We start from the raw sequence: 15,464 nt of genomic DNA, 5'->3' as shown, positions 1-15,464 counted from the left end.
GGAGCGAGACGGATGTACCAGTACATCGTCAAGCGCCTGCTGTTGGCGGTCCCGACATTGCTCGGGGCCGCCGCACTGGTCTTCATCCTGATGCGTCTCATTCCGGGAGACGTGTGCGTCATCCGGCTCGGTTCGGGTGGCGCGCACGTCGATCCGGCATCGGTCAACGCCTGCCGCGAGTCGCTCGGCCTGAACGATCCGCTGATCATCCAGTTCTTCGACTTCATATGGAACTACGCGACCTTCAACTTCGGCAACTCGATGTGGTCCGGCCATCCGGTGGTCCACGAGATCGGCCAACGCCTGCCGGTGTCTCTGCAGATTGCCGTCATGGCGACCGTCATCGCCATCCTGCTGGCCATTCCCCTCGGCACGATCTCGGCGCTGAAGGAGAATACCTGGCTCGACCATTTCGTGCGCATGTTCGCCATCGCCGGCATCGCCACGCCGTCCTTCTGGCTCGGCATCATGTCGCTGGTGCTGGTGCTCGACATCACCTACCTCGCCACCGGCAAGGCCTGGATGCCGCCGATCACGTACGTTTCGTTCTGGGAGGACCCGATCCGCAATTTGTCGATCGTGATCCTGCCGGCCATCACCGTGGGCTACCGCTACTCGGCCGTCACGATGCGGCTCACGCGATCGGCGATGCTGGAGGTGATGCGTGAAGACTACATCCGCACCGCCCGCTCGAAGGGCCTGATGGAGCAACTGATCGTCAACCGGCACGCACTCAAGAACGCGCTGCTGCCGGTCGTAACGCTGATCGGCATCGAGTTCGCCTTCCTGATCGGCGGTCTCGTCGTCACCGAGCAGGTCTTCAATCTCAACGGGATCGGCAAGCTGTTCGTGCTGGCGGTGCAGAACCAGGACAACGTCCTGACCCAGGCGCTCGTCATGCTGGTCGTGACCATCTTCGTCGTCACCAACCTCGTGGTCGACCTGCTTTATGCCTGGCTCGATCCGCGAATCCGCTTCTCGTGAGGTACGCCGCGTCATGACAGCGATCACTTCCAACGGGTCTCTGCCACCGGCCGACGACACGCTGGCGAAGAAGCGCTCGGCGCTCTCGCACGCTCTCGAATTCTGCCGGCGCCAGCCGCTCGGCACAGCGGGGCTCGTCATCATGATCGTGATGGTCGCGGCGGGCGTGATGGCCGGCTGGATCTCGCCCTACGACCCGGAGGAGAACGATTTCAGCGCCATGATGGAGGCGCCGAGCTGGACGCACATTCTCGGCACCGACCAGCTCGGCCGCGACATCTTCTCGCGCCTGATCTACGGCGCGCGCACGGCACTGATCGTCGGCTTCACCGCCGCGTTCGTCGGCGGCGTCATAGGGCTGGTGCTGGGCGTGACCAGCGCCTATCTGGGCGGCTGGTTCGATCTCATCTTCCAGCGCGTGCTCGACGTTCTGATGGCGTTCCCGCTGATCATCCTGGCGCTCGCCGTCGTGGCGGTGTTCGGCACCGGCGTGTTCAACGTCATCCTCGCCATCACCATCCCGCTGATCCCGCGCTGTGCACGCGTGGTCCGCGCCAGTGCGCTCGCGATCCGCGAGGTACCCTATGTCGACGCCGCCCGCGCGCTGGGCTACAGCCACGCCCGCATCGTGCTGTTGCACATCGCACCCAACGTGGTCGCGCCGTTCCTGATCCTGCTCTCGGCCTTCGTCGGCCAGGCGATCCTTGCCGAGGCGTCCCTTTCCTATCTCGGCCTCGGCGTGCAGGAGCCGGTGCCGGCCTGGGGCCTGATGCTGCAGGGCGGCGCGGAGGAATACGCGACGACCGCCCCCTGGATCGCCGTCTTCCCGGGCCTCGCCATCATGCTGGCGGTGCTCGGCATCAGCCTGTTCGGCGACGCCCTTCGCGACGCCATCGACCCCAAGCTCAGGACGCGCTGAGAAACCCTATCGCAGCCAGGCGAGGCAGTCGGCGCGCTGCAGCACGTCGCCGAGGTCGGGCGTGTCCTTTGCGGCGGCGTACTTGGCCCGGATTTCCTTGAGTGAACGGGCGTGATACTTTTGCGGTTCCTGCACCCAGCGCGAACCGGCCAGCGTCACCTCGAAGCTCTTCTCGCCTGCGGCGAGCGCCTTTTCGTTCGCCGCGGACCAAGGCAGGAACAGCCGCCCGACCTGCTCCTTCAGCAGCGGCATCAGGGTCGGCTCGAGCGCCGACCAGCTCTCGAAGGGGGCCTCGGCCTTCGGCGACACCATGCGCTCCACCCAGGCCTGCACCTTCGGCGAGGATCTCCGCAGGATGGCGCCCGGCGTCGGATCGGTCGCCGCCTCGTAGAACTGGCCCCACAGGCCGAAGTCGGCCAGCGACGGCCGTCCCCCCAGCAGGTATGGCCGGGTGGCGAGGTGCGGTTCCAGAATTGCCAGCGTGTGCCGGTAGGAATCCTCGATAACCGGCGTCGTCGTCTCGCTCGAGCCGACGAAGCCCAGCCGCCCCTGCATTCGCTCCGCCACAGCGCCGCGGGCCTGCGCAACGGCAAGCGGGCCCTGTGCGCCGACCATCTGGACGGCAATGCGCTCGGCGGTCGCCCAGCAGTCGGGCTGGTAGGCCCAGCGGTAGTGGAACATCCACTTGTTGCCCCACTCGTCGGCATACTCCTCGATCAGCGCCGAAAGGAAGGCGAGCACAGGATCGTCCGGCACGATCGACGGCTCGGGCCGCGCCTCCTCCATCTTTTCGATGATCGGAGTCGAATCCTGGAGGCCCTCGCCCTGCGGCGTCACCACGAGCGGGATCAGCGGCAGCTTGGCGTGCTTCTGGAACTCCGCTTGGTTGGCCGGTCCGCGCAGCAGCCATTCGTGCGCGATGTTTTTGTAGCGGAAGTAGGAGCGCACCTTGACCGAATAGGGCGAGAGCTCCGAGCCGAATATCCGATAGTTGTCGTCCAAGGCACTAGATCCACTTCTTGCGCTTCAGCCAGAGGAAGAGCCCGCTGACGATGACGGCGACCATGATCCAGAAGAACGTGTAGCCGTACTTCCATCCCAGCTCCGGCATGTTTCCGGCATCGCGCTCGAAGTTCATGCCGTAGATTCCGGCGAGGAAGCTCAACGGCATGAAAAAGACGGTGATGATCGCCATCGTCTTCATGACCTCGGCCAGGCGATTGGACGAGCGCATGAGGGAGACTTCCATCAGGCCATTGGTCATTTCTCGGTAACTTTCGACCAGGTCGAGCACGGCAACGGTATGATCGAAGCAGTCGCGCAGATAGGTGCGCGTCTCCGGCATGATGAAGGGCGTCTCCGGCCGCATGATCGAGAGTACCGTCTCGCGCTCCGCCCATTCGATGCGGTGAAACGTGACCAAGGCGCGCCGGGCCTGATGAATGCGCCCGAGCGTCTTCCCCGTGGCGTCCTCGAGAACCTCGTCCTCGAGCGCCTCGAGTCGGCTGGACAAGGCCTCGATGACCGGAAACTTCCGATCGACGACCAGGTCGACCAGGGCATAGACGAGGTAGTCGATGCCGAAGGTGCGCAACCGCGAGCCCGTCGTCTGCACGCGGTCCCGGACCGGCTTGAAGATGTCGCCCTTGTGGTCGTGGAACGAGATGACGTAGTTCTCGCCGAAGAAAATGCTGACCTGGCGCGACCTCAGTTCGCCCTCCTCATAGACGGGATCGTTCAGGACGATGAAGCCCTGTCCCTCGTAGAGGTCGAGCTTGCTGCGCTGCGAGGCGTGGAAGACGTCCTCCAGGGCCAACGGATGCAGGTTGAAGGCCATGCCGAGATCGCGCAGCATCTCCGAGCTGGCGCGCCCCGCCACGTCGATCCAGGTATGCGCCGGGGTGCCGAGATGGAAACGGCACTCGTCGACCTCCACTCCGTGCAGGACCTGACAATCGTCCTGCGTGTACTCGACCAGGGTGAAGTCGAGCGCCTCGTCCGGGACGGGAGCGCGTCCGGCCAGGGTTCCCGGCGAGGTGCCGGGCTTGGTGTGGCGGAGAACGATGCCGTCCATGAGCTTCGACGCGGCGCGTCAGACCTCCTGCATCACCTGTACGTCGGGACGGCCGGCGAGGTAGTCGCCGAGCTTGCGCCCCAGCTCCTTGAAGTGCGGCGCCGCGCGGTGGGCCTCGAGCGCCGCCTGATCGTCATAACGCTCCAACATGACATAGACGTTGGGATCGGTCGTCTTGTGCAGCGCATAGAGCTTGTTGCCCGGCTCGTCGGCCTGCACCTTGGCCTGCAATGCCCGCATCGTGGCCTCGAAATCGGCGTTGGTGCCGGGCTTTATCGTCAACTTCGCGATGACACCGATCATGTCTGCTTCTCCTGCGGGCGCTTTCGCACAAGGTACTTGTGTTCACCGTCGCACACCAGTTCGCCGGCCTGATTGTGGATGGTCAGCCTGAGCGTCGCCACGCCCGTCGAGCGGCCGGGCTTGAGGTTGGAGACCTCCAGCATCGGATACAGCGTGTCGCCGCAGTAGACCGGTTTCAGGAACCGCGATGACTGCTCGAGGAAGCCGATCAGCGAATCGCCGATGAAGTGCGGGAAGATCCCCGCTCCCGCCGCACCCTGCACGGCGACCTGCAGTCCGTGCGCCAGCAGGTCGCGATGCCCACGGGCCCTGCAATATTCACGGTCGTAGTGGATCGGATGGTTGTCGCCGCTGGCGAGCTGAAACGCCGAGAACAGCGCCTCGGTCTGGGTACGCGAATTGATGTAGAATTTCTGCCCGACCGCCAGATCCTCGAACCAGTGGGAGGGCCCGAAGCGATGTTCCGCCGGGTCGAATTTCTGTGTCTCGGTCAACGACGCCTCCTTCGGCTCGCCCCTTCTAGGCGACCTGAGCCTTGCGACCCAGGCCGTCGAACAAATCGAGCATGCGCTCGCGCCAGGCATGCACGGGATCGTCCTGCGCCAGCAGCCCGAGGTCCGGACTGATCGACCGTGGCCACATCAGCGTACCGAACAGAATGTAGTCGACATAGGCTGGCGCCTCGCCAGCGAGGAACGGCTGCTGCTGCAGCACACGACGCGCCGGCTCGAGTGCGGCACGGAACGTCGCCAGTCCCCTTTCGCGCGCATCCTTCTGGAACGTGGCGAAGTCGGTGGTGCCGATACGCTTGCCGCGCGATTCGACCACATAGTCGCGATCCTGGGGGCGCACGGCCGCGACCATGTCGCTGACCACCATTGGGAAAATGGTGCCGTTCACCGAGCCGTCGGCCCATGCATTGACGAAGCGCGCATGAGCCTTGCCCGGGTCGCCGGGAAAAAGCGGCTTGTCCGGATACGCCTGATCGAGATGGAGCGCGATCGCCCAACTGTCCTTCACCACCCGGGTACCGTCGTGGATCACCGGCACTGTGGTCGAATTGGCGAACGCGATCTTCACCTTCTCGGTGAATCCCAAGGGCTCGTCACGCCACGAGAGGCCCTTGTGTTTCAACGCCAGCTTGGCCCGCCAGCAAAACGGGCTCGGCCGGACATCCTTGTCGAAGACAAGATCGTAGAGCGTGATCACCCGTACCTCACTTGCCGTCGATCATCCGGATGATGCCGGAAAAATCCTTGGCGCCGTTGCCGGCGTTGACGAACAGGTTGAAAAGCTGCGCCGCCTCCGCGCCGAGCGGCGTGCTGGCGCCCGCCCCCTGCGCCGCCTGCTGGGCCAGCATGAGGTCCTTCAGCATCATCGCCGCTGTGAAGCCCGCCTGGTAGTCGCGGTTGGCCGGCGAGGTCGGCACGGGACCGGGGACCGGACAGTAGGTCGTGAGCGCCCAGCACTGGCCCGACGAGGTCGACGCCACGTCGAACAGCTTCTGAGCATCGAGGCCCAACCGCCTGGCCATCATGAAGGCCTCGCTGACACCGATCATCGAGATGCCGAGCATCATATTGTTGCAGATCTTGGCGACCTGCCCATTGCCGCTGCCGCCGGCGTGGACGATGTTCTTGCCCATCTTCTCGAGAATGGGCCGCGCCTTGGCGAAGGCCGCCGACGGCCCGCCGACCATGAAGGTGAGCGTGCCAGCCGTGGCGCCCCCGACGCCGCCGGAGACGGGCGCGTCGACCATGTCGTGGCCCGCGCTCTGGGCCAGTCCCGCGACATGGCGTGCGCTATCGACGTCGATGGTCGAGCAATCGATCAGCAACGTCCCCTTGGCGACGTTGGGCAGCACGTGCTGTTCGTAGACCTCGCGCACGTGTTTGCCGGCCGGCAGCATGGTGACGACGATCTCCGCGCCCTTGACCGCCTCCGCCGCGCTCGCCGCGCCCTTGGCACCCTTGTCGACGATGCCGTTCAGCGCTTCGGTCGACAGGTCGAAACCCGTGACCTGATGCTGGCCCTTCAGCAGGTTGGCCGCCATCGGGCCACCCATGTTGCCGAGACCAATGAACGCGATCTTCGCCATCCTTCCCTCCCCTTGCCGTCAGTCGAAGACCAGATCGTTCGACACCGGCTTGAAATGCGCCTCGACCATCTCGCGTGTCACGCCCTCGACGGTCGGCGGGTTCCACTTGGGTTTCTGGTCCTTGTCGATCAGCAAGGCCCGCACGCCTTCGAAGAAGTCGTGGCCCTGCTTCATGCAGGCCTGCGACATGCGGTATTCGATGGTCATCGTATCCTCGAACGACCGGTTGGCGCAGCGCTTGAGCTGCTCCAGGGTGATCGCCATCGACAGCGGCGACAGCTTCATCAACGCGGCGAGCTGCTTCTGCGCGAACTCGCCCGGCGACGCCTTCAGCCTGGCTACGATCTCCGCCAGCGATTCGGCGGAAAAGCAGCGATCGATCTCCGGCATGAGTGCCGGCAGCGTGGGCTCGCCTGCGTCCGTCGAGAAGCGGGCGATCACCGCACTCACCTTGTCGTTGGCCCGCGGGCCCGACAGGTCGGCCTCGGCGAGGGCCGCTTCCAGTTCGTTCATCCGGGCACTCGGCACATGGGCATCGACGATACCGGCCCAGATTGCATCTGCCGCCTTCAGACGATAGGAGGTGAGTGCGAGGAACGTTCCAAGCGCCCCTGGCAGACGCGTCAGAAAGTAGCCGCCACCGACGTCGGGGAAGAGGCCGATCGTCGTCTCAGGCATGGCGAAGAGGAACTTCTCGCTCGCCACCGAATGCGAGCCGTGCGCCGAGAGGCCCACGCCGCCGCCCATGTCGATGCCGTCGATCAGCGAGATCCACGGCTTGGCGTAGCGGTAGATGCGGCGGTTGACGATGTACTCGTCGCGGAAGAAGTCGCGGCGTAGCGTGCCGGCAGGATCGGCGCGCATCTCGCGATAAAGGCCGGCGACGTCGCCGCCCGCGCAAAAGGCGCGGTCTCCCGCGCCGCGCAGCACCACCGCCTTGATCGCCGGGTCCTTCTCCCACTGCGGCATGACGCGCTCCATCTCGAGGATGATGCCGTGCGACAGCGAATTCAGGACCTTGGGCCGGTTGAGGGTCATGACACCCAGCCCGCCCTTCACTTCGAACAGAATTTCAGCTTCCGACATTCTTCATCCCATCAACAGACGCCGCGAAATGATGACGCGCATGATCTCGTTGGTCCCCTCGAGGATTTGATGCACACGCAGGTCGCGCAGATAGCGTTCGATGGGGAAGTCCTTCAAGTAGCCGTATCCGCCGTGCAGTTGCAGAGCGTCGTTGACGACGCGGAAGCCGACGTCGGTGGCGAAGCGCTTTGCCATGGCAGCGGCCTGAGTCGCCTCCGGCGACTTCCGGTCGAGCAGCGAGGCGGCGCGCCAGATCATCAGTCGTGCCGCGTCGAGTTCGGTCGCCATGTCGGCGAGCTTGAACTGGGTCGCCTGGAAGTCGGCGAGCGGCTTGCCGAACTGCTTGCGCTCGACGACGTAGCGCGACGCGGTCTCGAGGCAGGCGCGCGCACCGCCCACCGAACAGGCACCGATGTTGATGCGCCCGCCGTCGAGCCCCATCATAGCGATCTTGAATCCGTGCCCCTCCGGACCCAGCCGGTTGGCGACCGGCACCTTGCAGTTCTCGAAATTCACCGCCGCTGTCGGCTGGCTGTTCCATCCGAGTTTCTGCTCCTGCTTGCCGAAGGAAAGGCCCGGCGTGTTCCTCTCGACCACCAATGTCGACACGCCGCTCGCGCCTGATCCACCGGTCCGCAACATCACGACATAGATGTCGCTCCGTCCGCCGCCCGAGATGAACGCCTTGGTGCCATTGACGATGTAGTGGTCCCCCTTGAGCTCGGCGCGAGTCGCCAGCGCCGCCGCATCCGAGCCGGCGCCGGGCTCAGTCAGGCAGTAGCTGGCGAAGTGCTCCATCGAACAGAGCTTAGGCAGGAACCGCCGCCGCTGGTCGTCGTCGCCGAAGCCGTCGATCATCCAGGCGGCCATGTTGTGGATCGAGATGTAGGCCGCCGTGCTGGGACAGGCGGCCGACAGTTCCTCCATGATCAACGCGGCGTCGACACGGCTGAGCCCACTGCCGCCGACGTCATCCTGCACGTAGATGCCGCCAAAACCGAGGGCGGCCGCCTCGCGCAAGGCCTCGACCGGAAAAATCTTGTCGGCGTCCCATTTGGCCGCGTGGGGCAGCATCTTCTCGGTCGCGAACTGGCGCGCCGTGTCGCGAAACGCTTCCTGTTCCTCGGAGAGCCTGAAATCCATGCGCCGCGGATCATAGAGAGGGCAGGATGCCAGTCAAACAAGCCGCATTGCAGCTACCCGTCGTTCGCGCGATAAGAGCGTCCCATGGCGAAACGCTTCTCGACCCTGGGCCGCTTCCCCACCACACGACTGCGCCGGAATCGCCGCGAGGACTGGTCGCGCCGGCTGGTCGCGGAGACGAGGCTGTCGGTCGACGATCTGATCTGGCCGGTGTTCGTCCAGGAAGGTACGAAGGCACGCACACCCGTGCAATCGATGCCGGGCGTCGATCGCCTGTCGATCGACCTCTTCGTCGAGGCGGCCAAGGAGGCGCGCGACCTCGGCGTTCCCGCCATCGCCATCTTCCCCGAGACCGACCCCAAGGCCAAGACCCCGGACGGCCGCGAGGCCTATAATCCCGGCAATCTGGTTTGCCGCGCCACCGTGGCCGTGAAGAAGGCGGTTCCCGACTTAGGTGTCATGACCGACGTGGCGCTCGATCCGTTCAACAGCGACGGCCACGACGGCATCGTGCGCGACGGCTACGTGCAGAACGACGAGACGCTCGAGGCGCTGGTCAAGCAGGCGATCGTGCAGACCGAGGCCGGCGCCGACATCCAGGCGCCGTCGGACATGATGGACGGCCGCATCGGCGCCATCCGCAAGGCGCTCGACGCCAAGGGCCACATCCACGCCCAGATCATGAGCTACGCTGCCAAGTACGCCTCGGCCTTCTACAACCCGTTCCGCGATGCCATCGGTAGCTCTGGCGCGTTGAAGGGCGACAAGAAGACCTACCAGATGGACTACGCCAACTCCGACGAGGCGCTGCGCGAGGTCGGCTTCGATATCGAGGAAGGCGCCGACATGGTGATGGTGAAGCCCGGCCTGCCCTATCTCGACATCGTGCGGCGCGTGAAGGACGCCTTCGGCGTGCCGACCTACGCCTACCAGGTCAGCGGCGAGTACGCGATGCTGAAGGGCGCCGCCGACCGCGGCTGGCTCGACTGGAACAAGATCCTGATCGAGACGCTGACCGGCTTCAAGCGGGCCGGCTGCGACGGCATCCTGACCTACGGCGCGATGGATGCAGCGAGGTTGCTGAAAGGCAAATGATCGAGCGTCCATCGGCGCGGCTGATCCTGCTCGATCCGCAGGACCGGCTGTTCATGTTCAAGGTCCATCAGCCGGCCGTCTATGATCCGGCCGATCCGTTCCACGATCCGTTCTGGGTGACGGTCGGCGGGCTGGTCGATCCGGGCGAGGAATACGCCGACGCCGCCATGCGCGAGGCGCGCGAAGAGACCGGACTGGCCGTGCGGAACATCCGCTGGGTGTGGTCGCGCGAGCGCATCATGCAGTGGCGCGACAAGCGTGTGCTCCATCGCGAGCGCTTCTTCCTCGGCCGCAGCGAGTCGACCGAAATCGACACCTCCGGGCTCGACGAGCGTGAGAAGAGCTGGACGCTCGACCATCATTGGTGGTCGCTCGGCGAGCTTGCCTCGTCGAGGCAACGCTTCGAACCGTTCGACATCGGCGCGCGGCTCGCGGAATTGCTGCGCGACGGCCCTCCTGAAAAACCGATCACGATCGGCTAGCCCCGGCGGCCAGCAGGCGACTCGTCTCGGCAAAGGGCAGCACGTCGCGCATCCAGGCGAACGAGCCCTGCTCCCTCATGGCGCGGGCGGCCTCGATGACCGTCGCCAACGCCAAGCGTGACAACAGCCCGCCGACGCTGATGCGCTTGCCGCCCGCCTCGGCGATCTGGCCCGCCGTGACATCCGGATCGAGCCAGCCGGTGACGACGTTCACCGGCCGCTTCACGGCGGCTACCACCTCGCGGATTTCCGCAGCGTTACGCAAGCCCGGCGCGTAGAGCACGTCGGCGCCCGCCTCTTCGTAGGCGCGTAGCCGGCGGATCGTGTCAGCCATGTCGTTGCGACCCCTGATCAGGTTTTCGGCGCGCGCCGTGACGACGAACGGCACGGGGAGCGAGCGCGCCATGGCGACCGCCGCCCGCACCCGCGCAACCGATAGTTCGAGGTCGTAGATCGGCTCCTGACGATCGCCGCTGAAATCCTCGATCGAGCCCCCCACGGCGCCCGCTTCGAACGCCAACCGGATCGCCTCGGCCGCTTCCTCCGGCTCATGGGCGAAGCAATTCTCCAGGTCGACGCTGACCGGCAGGTCGGTGGCCTCGGCGATCGCCCGGGCGTTCTCGATCACCTCGGCGCGCAACACTGCGGCGTCGGGACGCCCCAGCATGTTGGCAGCTCCCAGGCTGGTGGTGGCCAACGCCTCGAAGCCCAACGCGGCCAGCAGGCGCGCCGTGCCCGCGTCCCATGGATTGGGAATGATGAAGGCACCGGGTCTGTCGTGCAGGGCGCGGAATGTCGCCGTTTTCTGGGCCTGCGTGGGCATGGCATCTCCTCTGGTGGCTGCCCCACCGTCGACCACGGGTTATCCTTTGTAAAATGCATAGTTCGGCAGTATTCCATCGAAAATCCTGATCATGGACATCGACGAGATCCGGACCTTCCTCGCCATCGCCGAAACCGGCGGCTTCTCGCGCGCGGCACAGCAACTGCACAGGTCGCAGCCGGCCATCAGCCGCCGTGTCGGCCAGCTCGAACAAGAACTGGGCGCGCCGCTGTTCGAACGCATCCGGGGCCGCGCGCGGCTGACCGATGCCGGCCGCGCCTTCCTGCCTCACGCAGAGGCGACCATGGCGGCTCTCAAGGACGGACACGACGCCGTGCGCGATCTCGGGGCCCACGCCGTCGCGGTCGTCTCGCTCGCTCTGGTCGGAACCCTCGCCGATACGCACATCGTCCACATCCTTCGGCGCTTCGCCCGTCGCCGGAAGAACGTCCGCCTCGAACTGCGCACGGCGTCGAGTGCGGAAGTCACCGACCTCGTGCGACGCGGCGAGGCCACCCTCGGCCTACGCTACTTCAGGAGCGACCGCACGGATCTGGTCGAACTGGACGCCGGTGGCGAAGCGATGCTGGTGGTGGCCGCAGCCGGTCATCCCCTCGCCGGCCGCCGCCTGCGCGATCCCCGCGCGCTCGTGGGCGAGCGATGGGTGGGCTTCCCGCTCGTGCCACGCGACCGTGATTCCTCCGGTCACGTGCTGGCGCGACAACTCGCGCGCGCGGGCCTCGACCGCGCCGACGTTACCCTCATCGACAGCCTGACCGCGCAAAAGCGGCTCGCTCAGGCTGGCTTCGGTCTCGCCCTCGTTCCCGAAAGCAGCGTGCGCGACGAACTGCGCCAGGAAACCTTGGTCGCGCTCGACATCCCCGCCATGCGTACGACGGTCCCGATCACGGTACTGCACCGGCGCAAAGGCTATCTCAGTCCCGCCGCGCAGGTACTGCTCGGCTTGTTGACGATGCGGAGAGTCAAATGACGAGATGTTCGCTGCGAAAGGGGGTCGAATGGCCATCCGATCCAACTGCCATCGGCACTTGTTCGAATCCATCGACCCAATTAGGTGCAAACGCCGCCCCCATGGTAATCTTGGCGTTCGACGAGGTGCGGGTGTGCGCCGGTCATGGTGGTCGCGGTGAATTTTGGCATTTTTGGCATTTTTGGCATGAGGTTTTAGGTCCGGAACGGGACCATTTTGCAGGCTGATCTAGTCGCGGTCGTCGCGATCTTGTCGCTCACGCTTGCGCTCCTCATGATCCTGCGCGGCGCCACGATAGGCGCGCCAAGCGAGGATAAGGGCTGCCAGCAGCCCGACGACGATTGCGATGGTGGCCAGTGGCTCTGCCTCAGACATGCTCCAAGAATCGCACGATCGCGATGTCGCTCCAAGGCCTGCGGTCGCCCCGGCCGTGGAAGCCGACATGGCCCCCGTTACGCGACAGCAGCGGCGTGAGCAACGGGTTCTCAGCCCACCCGAACGACTTGTAAAGATCGCCGGGAATCCAGGGATCGTCCAGCGCGGCGATCACCAGCGTCGGAATACCGATGGCTGGCATGAAGCGCACCGGCTTGCAGCGGTCGTAGTAGTCGTCGGCGCCAGCGAAGCCGTGCCGCGGTGCGATGAAGACCTCGTCGTACTCCCAGATGCTGCGCGCACCGAGAACGGCATGGCGTTCGTCGTCCGTGAGAACCGCCCCCTCGCCCGTCGCTTCGCCCTTCATCTGAGCAAGCAGGTAGCGATGATAGAGCGCATTGCGTGGGCGAAGCATGCATTGGCAGGTCGCGGCAAGATCGATCGGCGCACTCACACTGGCGGCGGCCACCAGCGGCGCAGCCCGCCCCTCCTCGCCGAGATACTTGAGAAGCATGGCTCCGCCCAGCGAGTAACCGACAGCCGCCACTCCATCGCGCCGAAACTCATCCGGCAGGAGGGCCAGCAACGCTCGAAAGTCCTGGCTGCGTCCGGCATAGTAGTGTCCCCCGCACAACGCACGGGACGGACCGGCGCCACGCAGATTGAGCCTCAGCACCCGAAAGCCGGCTTCCAGCAAGCAACGAGACTGGCTGAGCATGTAGGTGCTGTCCTGCGACCCCGTCAGGCCGTGGATCAGGATGACCAGCGGCGCCCCGGCCCGCGGTCGCGCCGGCCGGTCGAGCCTGGCAAGCAGCGTATCGCCGGTGCCGTCGTCGAGCCGGAAAGACTGGCCACGGCTGGTGTGCGGCGCAAGATCGATAGCGCCAACCGCCAGGCGGTTGGCCAAGGTCTGCAGGTCGCCGCCCCACCAGGGAAAGCGCGGCTGGAAGGGCGGTATGTCGAAACTCACCCAGCGATCCTAGCAAGTCCGGCGACAGGGAATAGATGGACGGGTCGCGCGCGAATTCGTATGCGTTCGCCTGAAAATGAAGACCAGCGACATGGGGGAAGGTTCGGCGGCACTCGGCGCACTCTACGCCATCCTGGCTGCCGTCATGTTCAGTACAGCCGGCGTGATCGTGCGGCAGATCCAGCTCCCGGCCTGGGACGTGTCGTTCTGGCGTTCGACACTGCTCATGCTCGCGATCGTGCCGCTGCTGCTATGGCGCCGTCGGCAGGTCTGGCACGATCTGCGCTACGCCGGCATGTCGCTGTTCATGAGCGGGCTGATGCTGGCGGGAAGCTTCGTCTCCTTCATCCTGGCACTGGGCATGGCTCCAGTGGCCAACGTGCTGATCGTGTTCGGCGCAACGCCGTTCGTCACGGCCCTGCTCGCCCGCTTCTTCCTGGGGGAGCCGCTGCACCGCCATACCCTGATGGCGATGGCTGTGGCGGTCGCGGGCCTGGCCTTGTCGGTGATCGATTCGCTGGATGCCGGGGCGGTACTCGGCATGTCGGTGGCTTTCATCGTGGTGCTCTGCATCAGCGCCAACTATGTGATCGTGCGCCACCGCCGGGACGTCAGCATGACCCCCTCGCTCGCCATCGCCGGGGCCATCTCGGCGGTCGTCGCCCTCCCCTTCGCGACGCCCGGCACCGTCACGCGCGACGATCTCGCCTGGTTACTGGCGCTCGGGCCCGGCCAGCTCGCGCTCGGCCTGCTGCTCTACATGGCCAGCCTCAAGCACATCCCTGCCGGACGCGCCGCCCTGCTCGGGCTGCTCGAACTGGTTCTCGGACCAATCTGGGTATGGCTCGTCGACGGCGAAAGGCCGGGCACGCTCACCTTGTTCGGCGGCGCCGTGGTCATCGGTGCCGCAGCCACCAATGTCTGGCTGGATTCGCGGCGAGCCACTGGCTAAACAAGCCGATCATGACTGAAAACGCCAAAGGCCCCCTGTCGGGCATCGTCGTCGTCGACCTGTCGCGCATCCTTGCCGGGCCCTACTGCACGCTGATGATGGCCGAGCTCGGCGCCCGTGTGATCAAAGTCGAGCCGCCCAAGGGGGGCGACGACGCGCGCGCCTATGGGCCGTACGTCCACGGTCGCTCGACCTATTTCGCGTCGGTTAACCGCGGCAAGGAAAGCATCGCGCTCGACCTCAAGACCGATGCCGACCGCAAGGTCTTCGAGAAGCTGCTCGCGAAGGCCGATGTCGTCGTCGAGAATTTCCGTCCCGGCACCATGGAGAAGCTTGGCTACGGCTGGGAAACGCTGCATAGCCGCTACCCCAAGCTGATCTACGCCTCTGCCTCGGGTTTCGGGCACACCGGACCGAATTCCAGGGATCCCGCCTACGACATGGTCGTGCAGGGCATGGGTGGCATCATGAGCATCACCGGCCACGAGGGAGCCCCGCCGGCGCGTGTGGGCATGTCGATCGGCGACATCGGCGCTGGCCTCTACACGGCGATCGCGGTCAATGCCGCGCTGGTGCACCGGCTGAAGACCGGCGAGGCGACCAAGATCGACATCGGCATGTTCGACTGCCAGATCGCGTTGCTGGAGAACGCCGTGATGCGTTACACGGTCGAGGGTGAAATCCCCGGCCCGCTCGGCGCCCGCCATCCGACCATCACGCCGTTCCAGGCGTTCCGCAGCCAGGACGGCGCGCTGATCATCGCGGCCGGCAACGACGGCCTGTTCGTCAAGACGTGCGAGGCCCTTGGACGGCCAGATATGGCTGCCGACCCCATCTACAAGTCGAACGCCCTGCGCCAGAAGCATCATCAGAAGCTCGAGCACGAGATGGAGTCCGTCCTCAGAACCAACACGACTGCGCACTGGCTCGGCGTCCTGGCGAAGGCCGGCGTGCCGAGCGGCCCGATCAACAATATCGAGCAGGCGCTTTCCCACCCGCAGGTCGCCGCCCGCAACATGCTGGTCGAGGCACCTGACGGCGGCGGCGGCACGCTCCGCCTCGCCGGCAATCCCATCAAAATGTCGGCCTTCGAGGATCCGACGACGCGCAAGCCGGCGCCCGATCTCGACGCGGACCGCTCGGCCATTCTCTCCTTCATCGGTTAGCCG

The 15,464-nt window shown here is 65.6% G+C and carries 18 protein-coding genes; 7 read left to right on the top strand and 11 right to left on the bottom strand.

All coding sequences use genetic code 11. The features are described from left to right. Nucleotides 1-12 precede the first annotated feature (12 nt). Complete coding sequence (locus KIT25_11565; GenBank protein ID UYN97529.1) at nt 13-984, top strand: ABC transporter permease; 972 nt, start codon at nt 13-15, stop codon at nt 982-984. 13 nt (nt 985-997) lie between these two features. Next, on the top strand, nt 998-1,903 hold the full coding sequence (locus KIT25_11560; GenBank protein UYN97528.1) for an ABC transporter permease: 906 nt from the start codon (nt 998-1,000) through the stop codon (nt 1,901-1,903). A 6-nt stretch (nt 1,904-1,909) separates the two neighbouring features. Here KIT25_11560 and KIT25_11555 read toward each other — a convergent pair whose 3' ends face one another. The 8 genes from KIT25_11555 to KIT25_11520 are packed head-to-tail and all read right to left on the bottom strand — an operon-like array spanning nt 1,910 to nt 8,607. Beyond that, a complete protein-coding gene (locus tag KIT25_11555; protein UYN97527.1) occupies nt 1,910-2,905 on the bottom strand; it encodes a glutathione S-transferase family protein in 996 nt (331 codons plus the stop codon). A 4-nt stretch (nt 2,906-2,909) separates the two neighbouring features. Beyond that, nucleotides 2,910-3,977 (bottom strand): magnesium/cobalt transporter CorA, encoded by a 1,068-nt coding sequence (corA, locus tag KIT25_11550; protein UYN97526.1) that lies wholly within the window; start codon nt 3,975-3,977, stop codon nt 2,910-2,912. A gap of 18 nt (nt 3,978-3,995) precedes the next feature. After that, nucleotides 3,996-4,280 (bottom strand): antibiotic biosynthesis monooxygenase, encoded by a 285-nt coding sequence (locus KIT25_11545; protein ID UYN97525.1) that lies wholly within the window; start codon nt 4,278-4,280, stop codon nt 3,996-3,998. After that, a complete protein-coding gene (locus KIT25_11540) occupies nt 4,277-4,774 on the bottom strand; it encodes a MaoC family dehydratase (protein ID UYN97524.1) in 498 nt (165 codons plus the stop codon). Before KIT25_11540 ends, KIT25_11545 begins: the two co-directional genes overlap by 4 nt. A 25-nt stretch (nt 4,775-4,799) precedes the next feature. Further along, on the bottom strand, nt 4,800-5,489 hold the full coding sequence (locus tag KIT25_11535) for a glutathione S-transferase N-terminal domain-containing protein (protein UYN97523.1): 690 nt from the start codon (nt 5,487-5,489) through the stop codon (nt 4,800-4,802). A 7-nt stretch (nt 5,490-5,496) separates the two neighbouring features. Then, the gene (gene mmsB / locus KIT25_11530) at nt 5,497-6,378 is read right to left on the bottom strand and encodes a 3-hydroxyisobutyrate dehydrogenase (GenBank protein ID UYN97522.1); all 882 of its coding nucleotides are present in this window, start codon (nt 6,376-6,378) and stop codon (nt 5,497-5,499) included. An 18-nt stretch (nt 6,379-6,396) separates the two neighbouring features. Further along, nucleotides 6,397-7,464, bottom strand: coding sequence for an enoyl-CoA hydratase/isomerase family protein (locus tag KIT25_11525; protein ID UYN97521.1), 1,068 nt, complete (start codon nt 7,462-7,464; stop codon nt 6,397-6,399). A gap of 3 nt (nt 7,465-7,467) precedes the next feature. Continuing rightward, nucleotides 7,468-8,607, bottom strand: coding sequence for an isobutyryl-CoA dehydrogenase (locus KIT25_11520; protein UYN97520.1), 1,140 nt, complete (start codon nt 8,605-8,607; stop codon nt 7,468-7,470). Between the two features lie 84 nt (nt 8,608-8,691). On the opposite strand from KIT25_11520, the gene hemB reads away from it, so the two are divergent. Next, nucleotides 8,692-9,702: a porphobilinogen synthase gene (gene hemB / locus KIT25_11515; protein ID UYN97519.1), complete on the top strand. Its 1,011-nt coding sequence runs from the start codon at nt 8,692-8,694 to the stop codon at nt 9,700-9,702. Then, entirely contained in the window at nt 9,699-10,184 is a 486-nt protein-coding gene (locus KIT25_11510; GenBank protein ID UYN97518.1) for an NUDIX domain-containing protein, read from the top strand. The genes hemB and KIT25_11510 overlap by 4 nt, the downstream gene beginning before the upstream one ends. Here KIT25_11510 and KIT25_11505 read toward each other — a convergent pair. Next, nucleotides 10,171-11,007 carry an isocitrate lyase/phosphoenolpyruvate mutase family protein gene (locus KIT25_11505; protein UYN97517.1) on the bottom strand — a complete coding sequence of 279 codons (837 nt, stop codon included), beginning with the start codon at nt 11,005-11,007 and terminating at the stop codon, nt 10,171-10,173. The genes KIT25_11510 and KIT25_11505 overlap by 14 nt on opposite strands. Nucleotides 11,008-11,098: 91 nt before the next feature. Between KIT25_11505 and KIT25_11500 the strand changes: the two genes are divergently transcribed. Then, on the top strand, nt 11,099-11,998 hold the full coding sequence (locus KIT25_11500; protein ID UYN97516.1) for a LysR family transcriptional regulator: 900 nt from the start codon (nt 11,099-11,101) through the stop codon (nt 11,996-11,998). 228 nt (nt 11,999-12,226) lie between these two features. Here KIT25_11500 and KIT25_11495 read toward each other — a convergent pair whose 3' ends face one another. Both KIT25_11495 and KIT25_11490 read right to left on the bottom strand, forming a co-directional pair. Beyond that, a complete protein-coding gene (locus tag KIT25_11495) occupies nt 12,227-12,373 on the bottom strand; it encodes a hypothetical protein (protein ID UYN97515.1) in 147 nt (48 codons plus the stop codon). Then, on the bottom strand, nt 12,366-13,343 hold the full coding sequence (locus KIT25_11490) for an alpha/beta fold hydrolase (protein ID UYN97514.1): 978 nt from the start codon (nt 13,341-13,343) through the stop codon (nt 12,366-12,368). Before KIT25_11490 ends, KIT25_11495 begins: the two co-directional genes overlap by 8 nt. A 76-nt stretch (nt 13,344-13,419) precedes the next feature. Between KIT25_11490 and KIT25_11485 the strand changes: the two genes are divergently transcribed. After that, nucleotides 13,420-14,295, top strand: coding sequence for a DMT family transporter (locus KIT25_11485; protein ID UYN97513.1), 876 nt, complete (start codon nt 13,420-13,422; stop codon nt 14,293-14,295). A gap of 11 nt (nt 14,296-14,306) precedes the next feature. Next, nucleotides 14,307-15,461: a CoA transferase gene (locus tag KIT25_11480; GenBank protein ID UYN97512.1), complete on the top strand. Its 1,155-nt coding sequence runs from the start codon at nt 14,307-14,309 to the stop codon at nt 15,459-15,461. Nucleotides 15,462-15,464 lie beyond the last annotated feature (3 nt).

This window comes from Enhydrobacter sp., assembly GCA_025808875.1.
GTDB lineage: Bacteria > Pseudomonadota > Alphaproteobacteria > Reyranellales > Reyranellaceae > Reyranella.
This window is presented reverse-complemented; position numbering and strand designations above follow the sequence as displayed.

Coding starts and splice junctions, on each gene's coding strand:
- KIT25_11565 (UYN97529.1), top strand. CDS start 13: ATGTACCAGTACATCGTCAAGCGCCTGCTGTTGGCGGTCCCGACATTG.
- KIT25_11560 (UYN97528.1), top strand. CDS start 998: ATGACAGCGATCACTTCCAACGGGTCTCTGCCACCGGCCGACGACACG.
- corA (UYN97526.1), bottom strand. CDS start 3,977: ATGGACGGCATCGTTCTCCGCCACACCAAGCCCGGCACCTCGCCGGGA.
- KIT25_11545 (UYN97525.1), bottom strand. CDS start 4,280: ATGATCGGTGTCATCGCGAAGTTGACGATAAAGCCCGGCACCAACGCC.
- mmsB (UYN97522.1), bottom strand. CDS start 6,378: ATGGCGAAGATCGCGTTCATTGGTCTCGGCAACATGGGTGGCCCGATG.
- KIT25_11525 (UYN97521.1), bottom strand. CDS start 7,464: ATGTCGGAAGCTGAAATTCTGTTCGAAGTGAAGGGCGGGCTGGGTGTC.
- KIT25_11520 (UYN97520.1), bottom strand. CDS start 8,607: ATGGATTTCAGGCTCTCCGAGGAACAGGAAGCGTTTCGCGACACGGCG.
- hemB (UYN97519.1), top strand. CDS start 8,692: ATGGCGAAACGCTTCTCGACCCTGGGCCGCTTCCCCACCACACGACTG.
- KIT25_11510 (UYN97518.1), top strand. CDS start 9,699: ATGATCGAGCGTCCATCGGCGCGGCTGATCCTGCTCGATCCGCAGGAC.
- KIT25_11505 (UYN97517.1), bottom strand. CDS start 11,007: ATGCCCACGCAGGCCCAGAAAACGGCGACATTCCGCGCCCTGCACGAC.
- KIT25_11500 (UYN97516.1), top strand. CDS start 11,099: ATGGACATCGACGAGATCCGGACCTTCCTCGCCATCGCCGAAACCGGC.
- KIT25_11495 (UYN97515.1), bottom strand. CDS start 12,373: ATGTCTGAGGCAGAGCCACTGGCCACCATCGCAATCGTCGTCGGGCTG.
- KIT25_11485 (UYN97513.1), top strand. CDS start 13,420: ATGAAGACCAGCGACATGGGGGAAGGTTCGGCGGCACTCGGCGCACTC.
- KIT25_11480 (UYN97512.1), top strand. CDS start 14,307: ATGACTGAAAACGCCAAAGGCCCCCTGTCGGGCATCGTCGTCGTCGAC.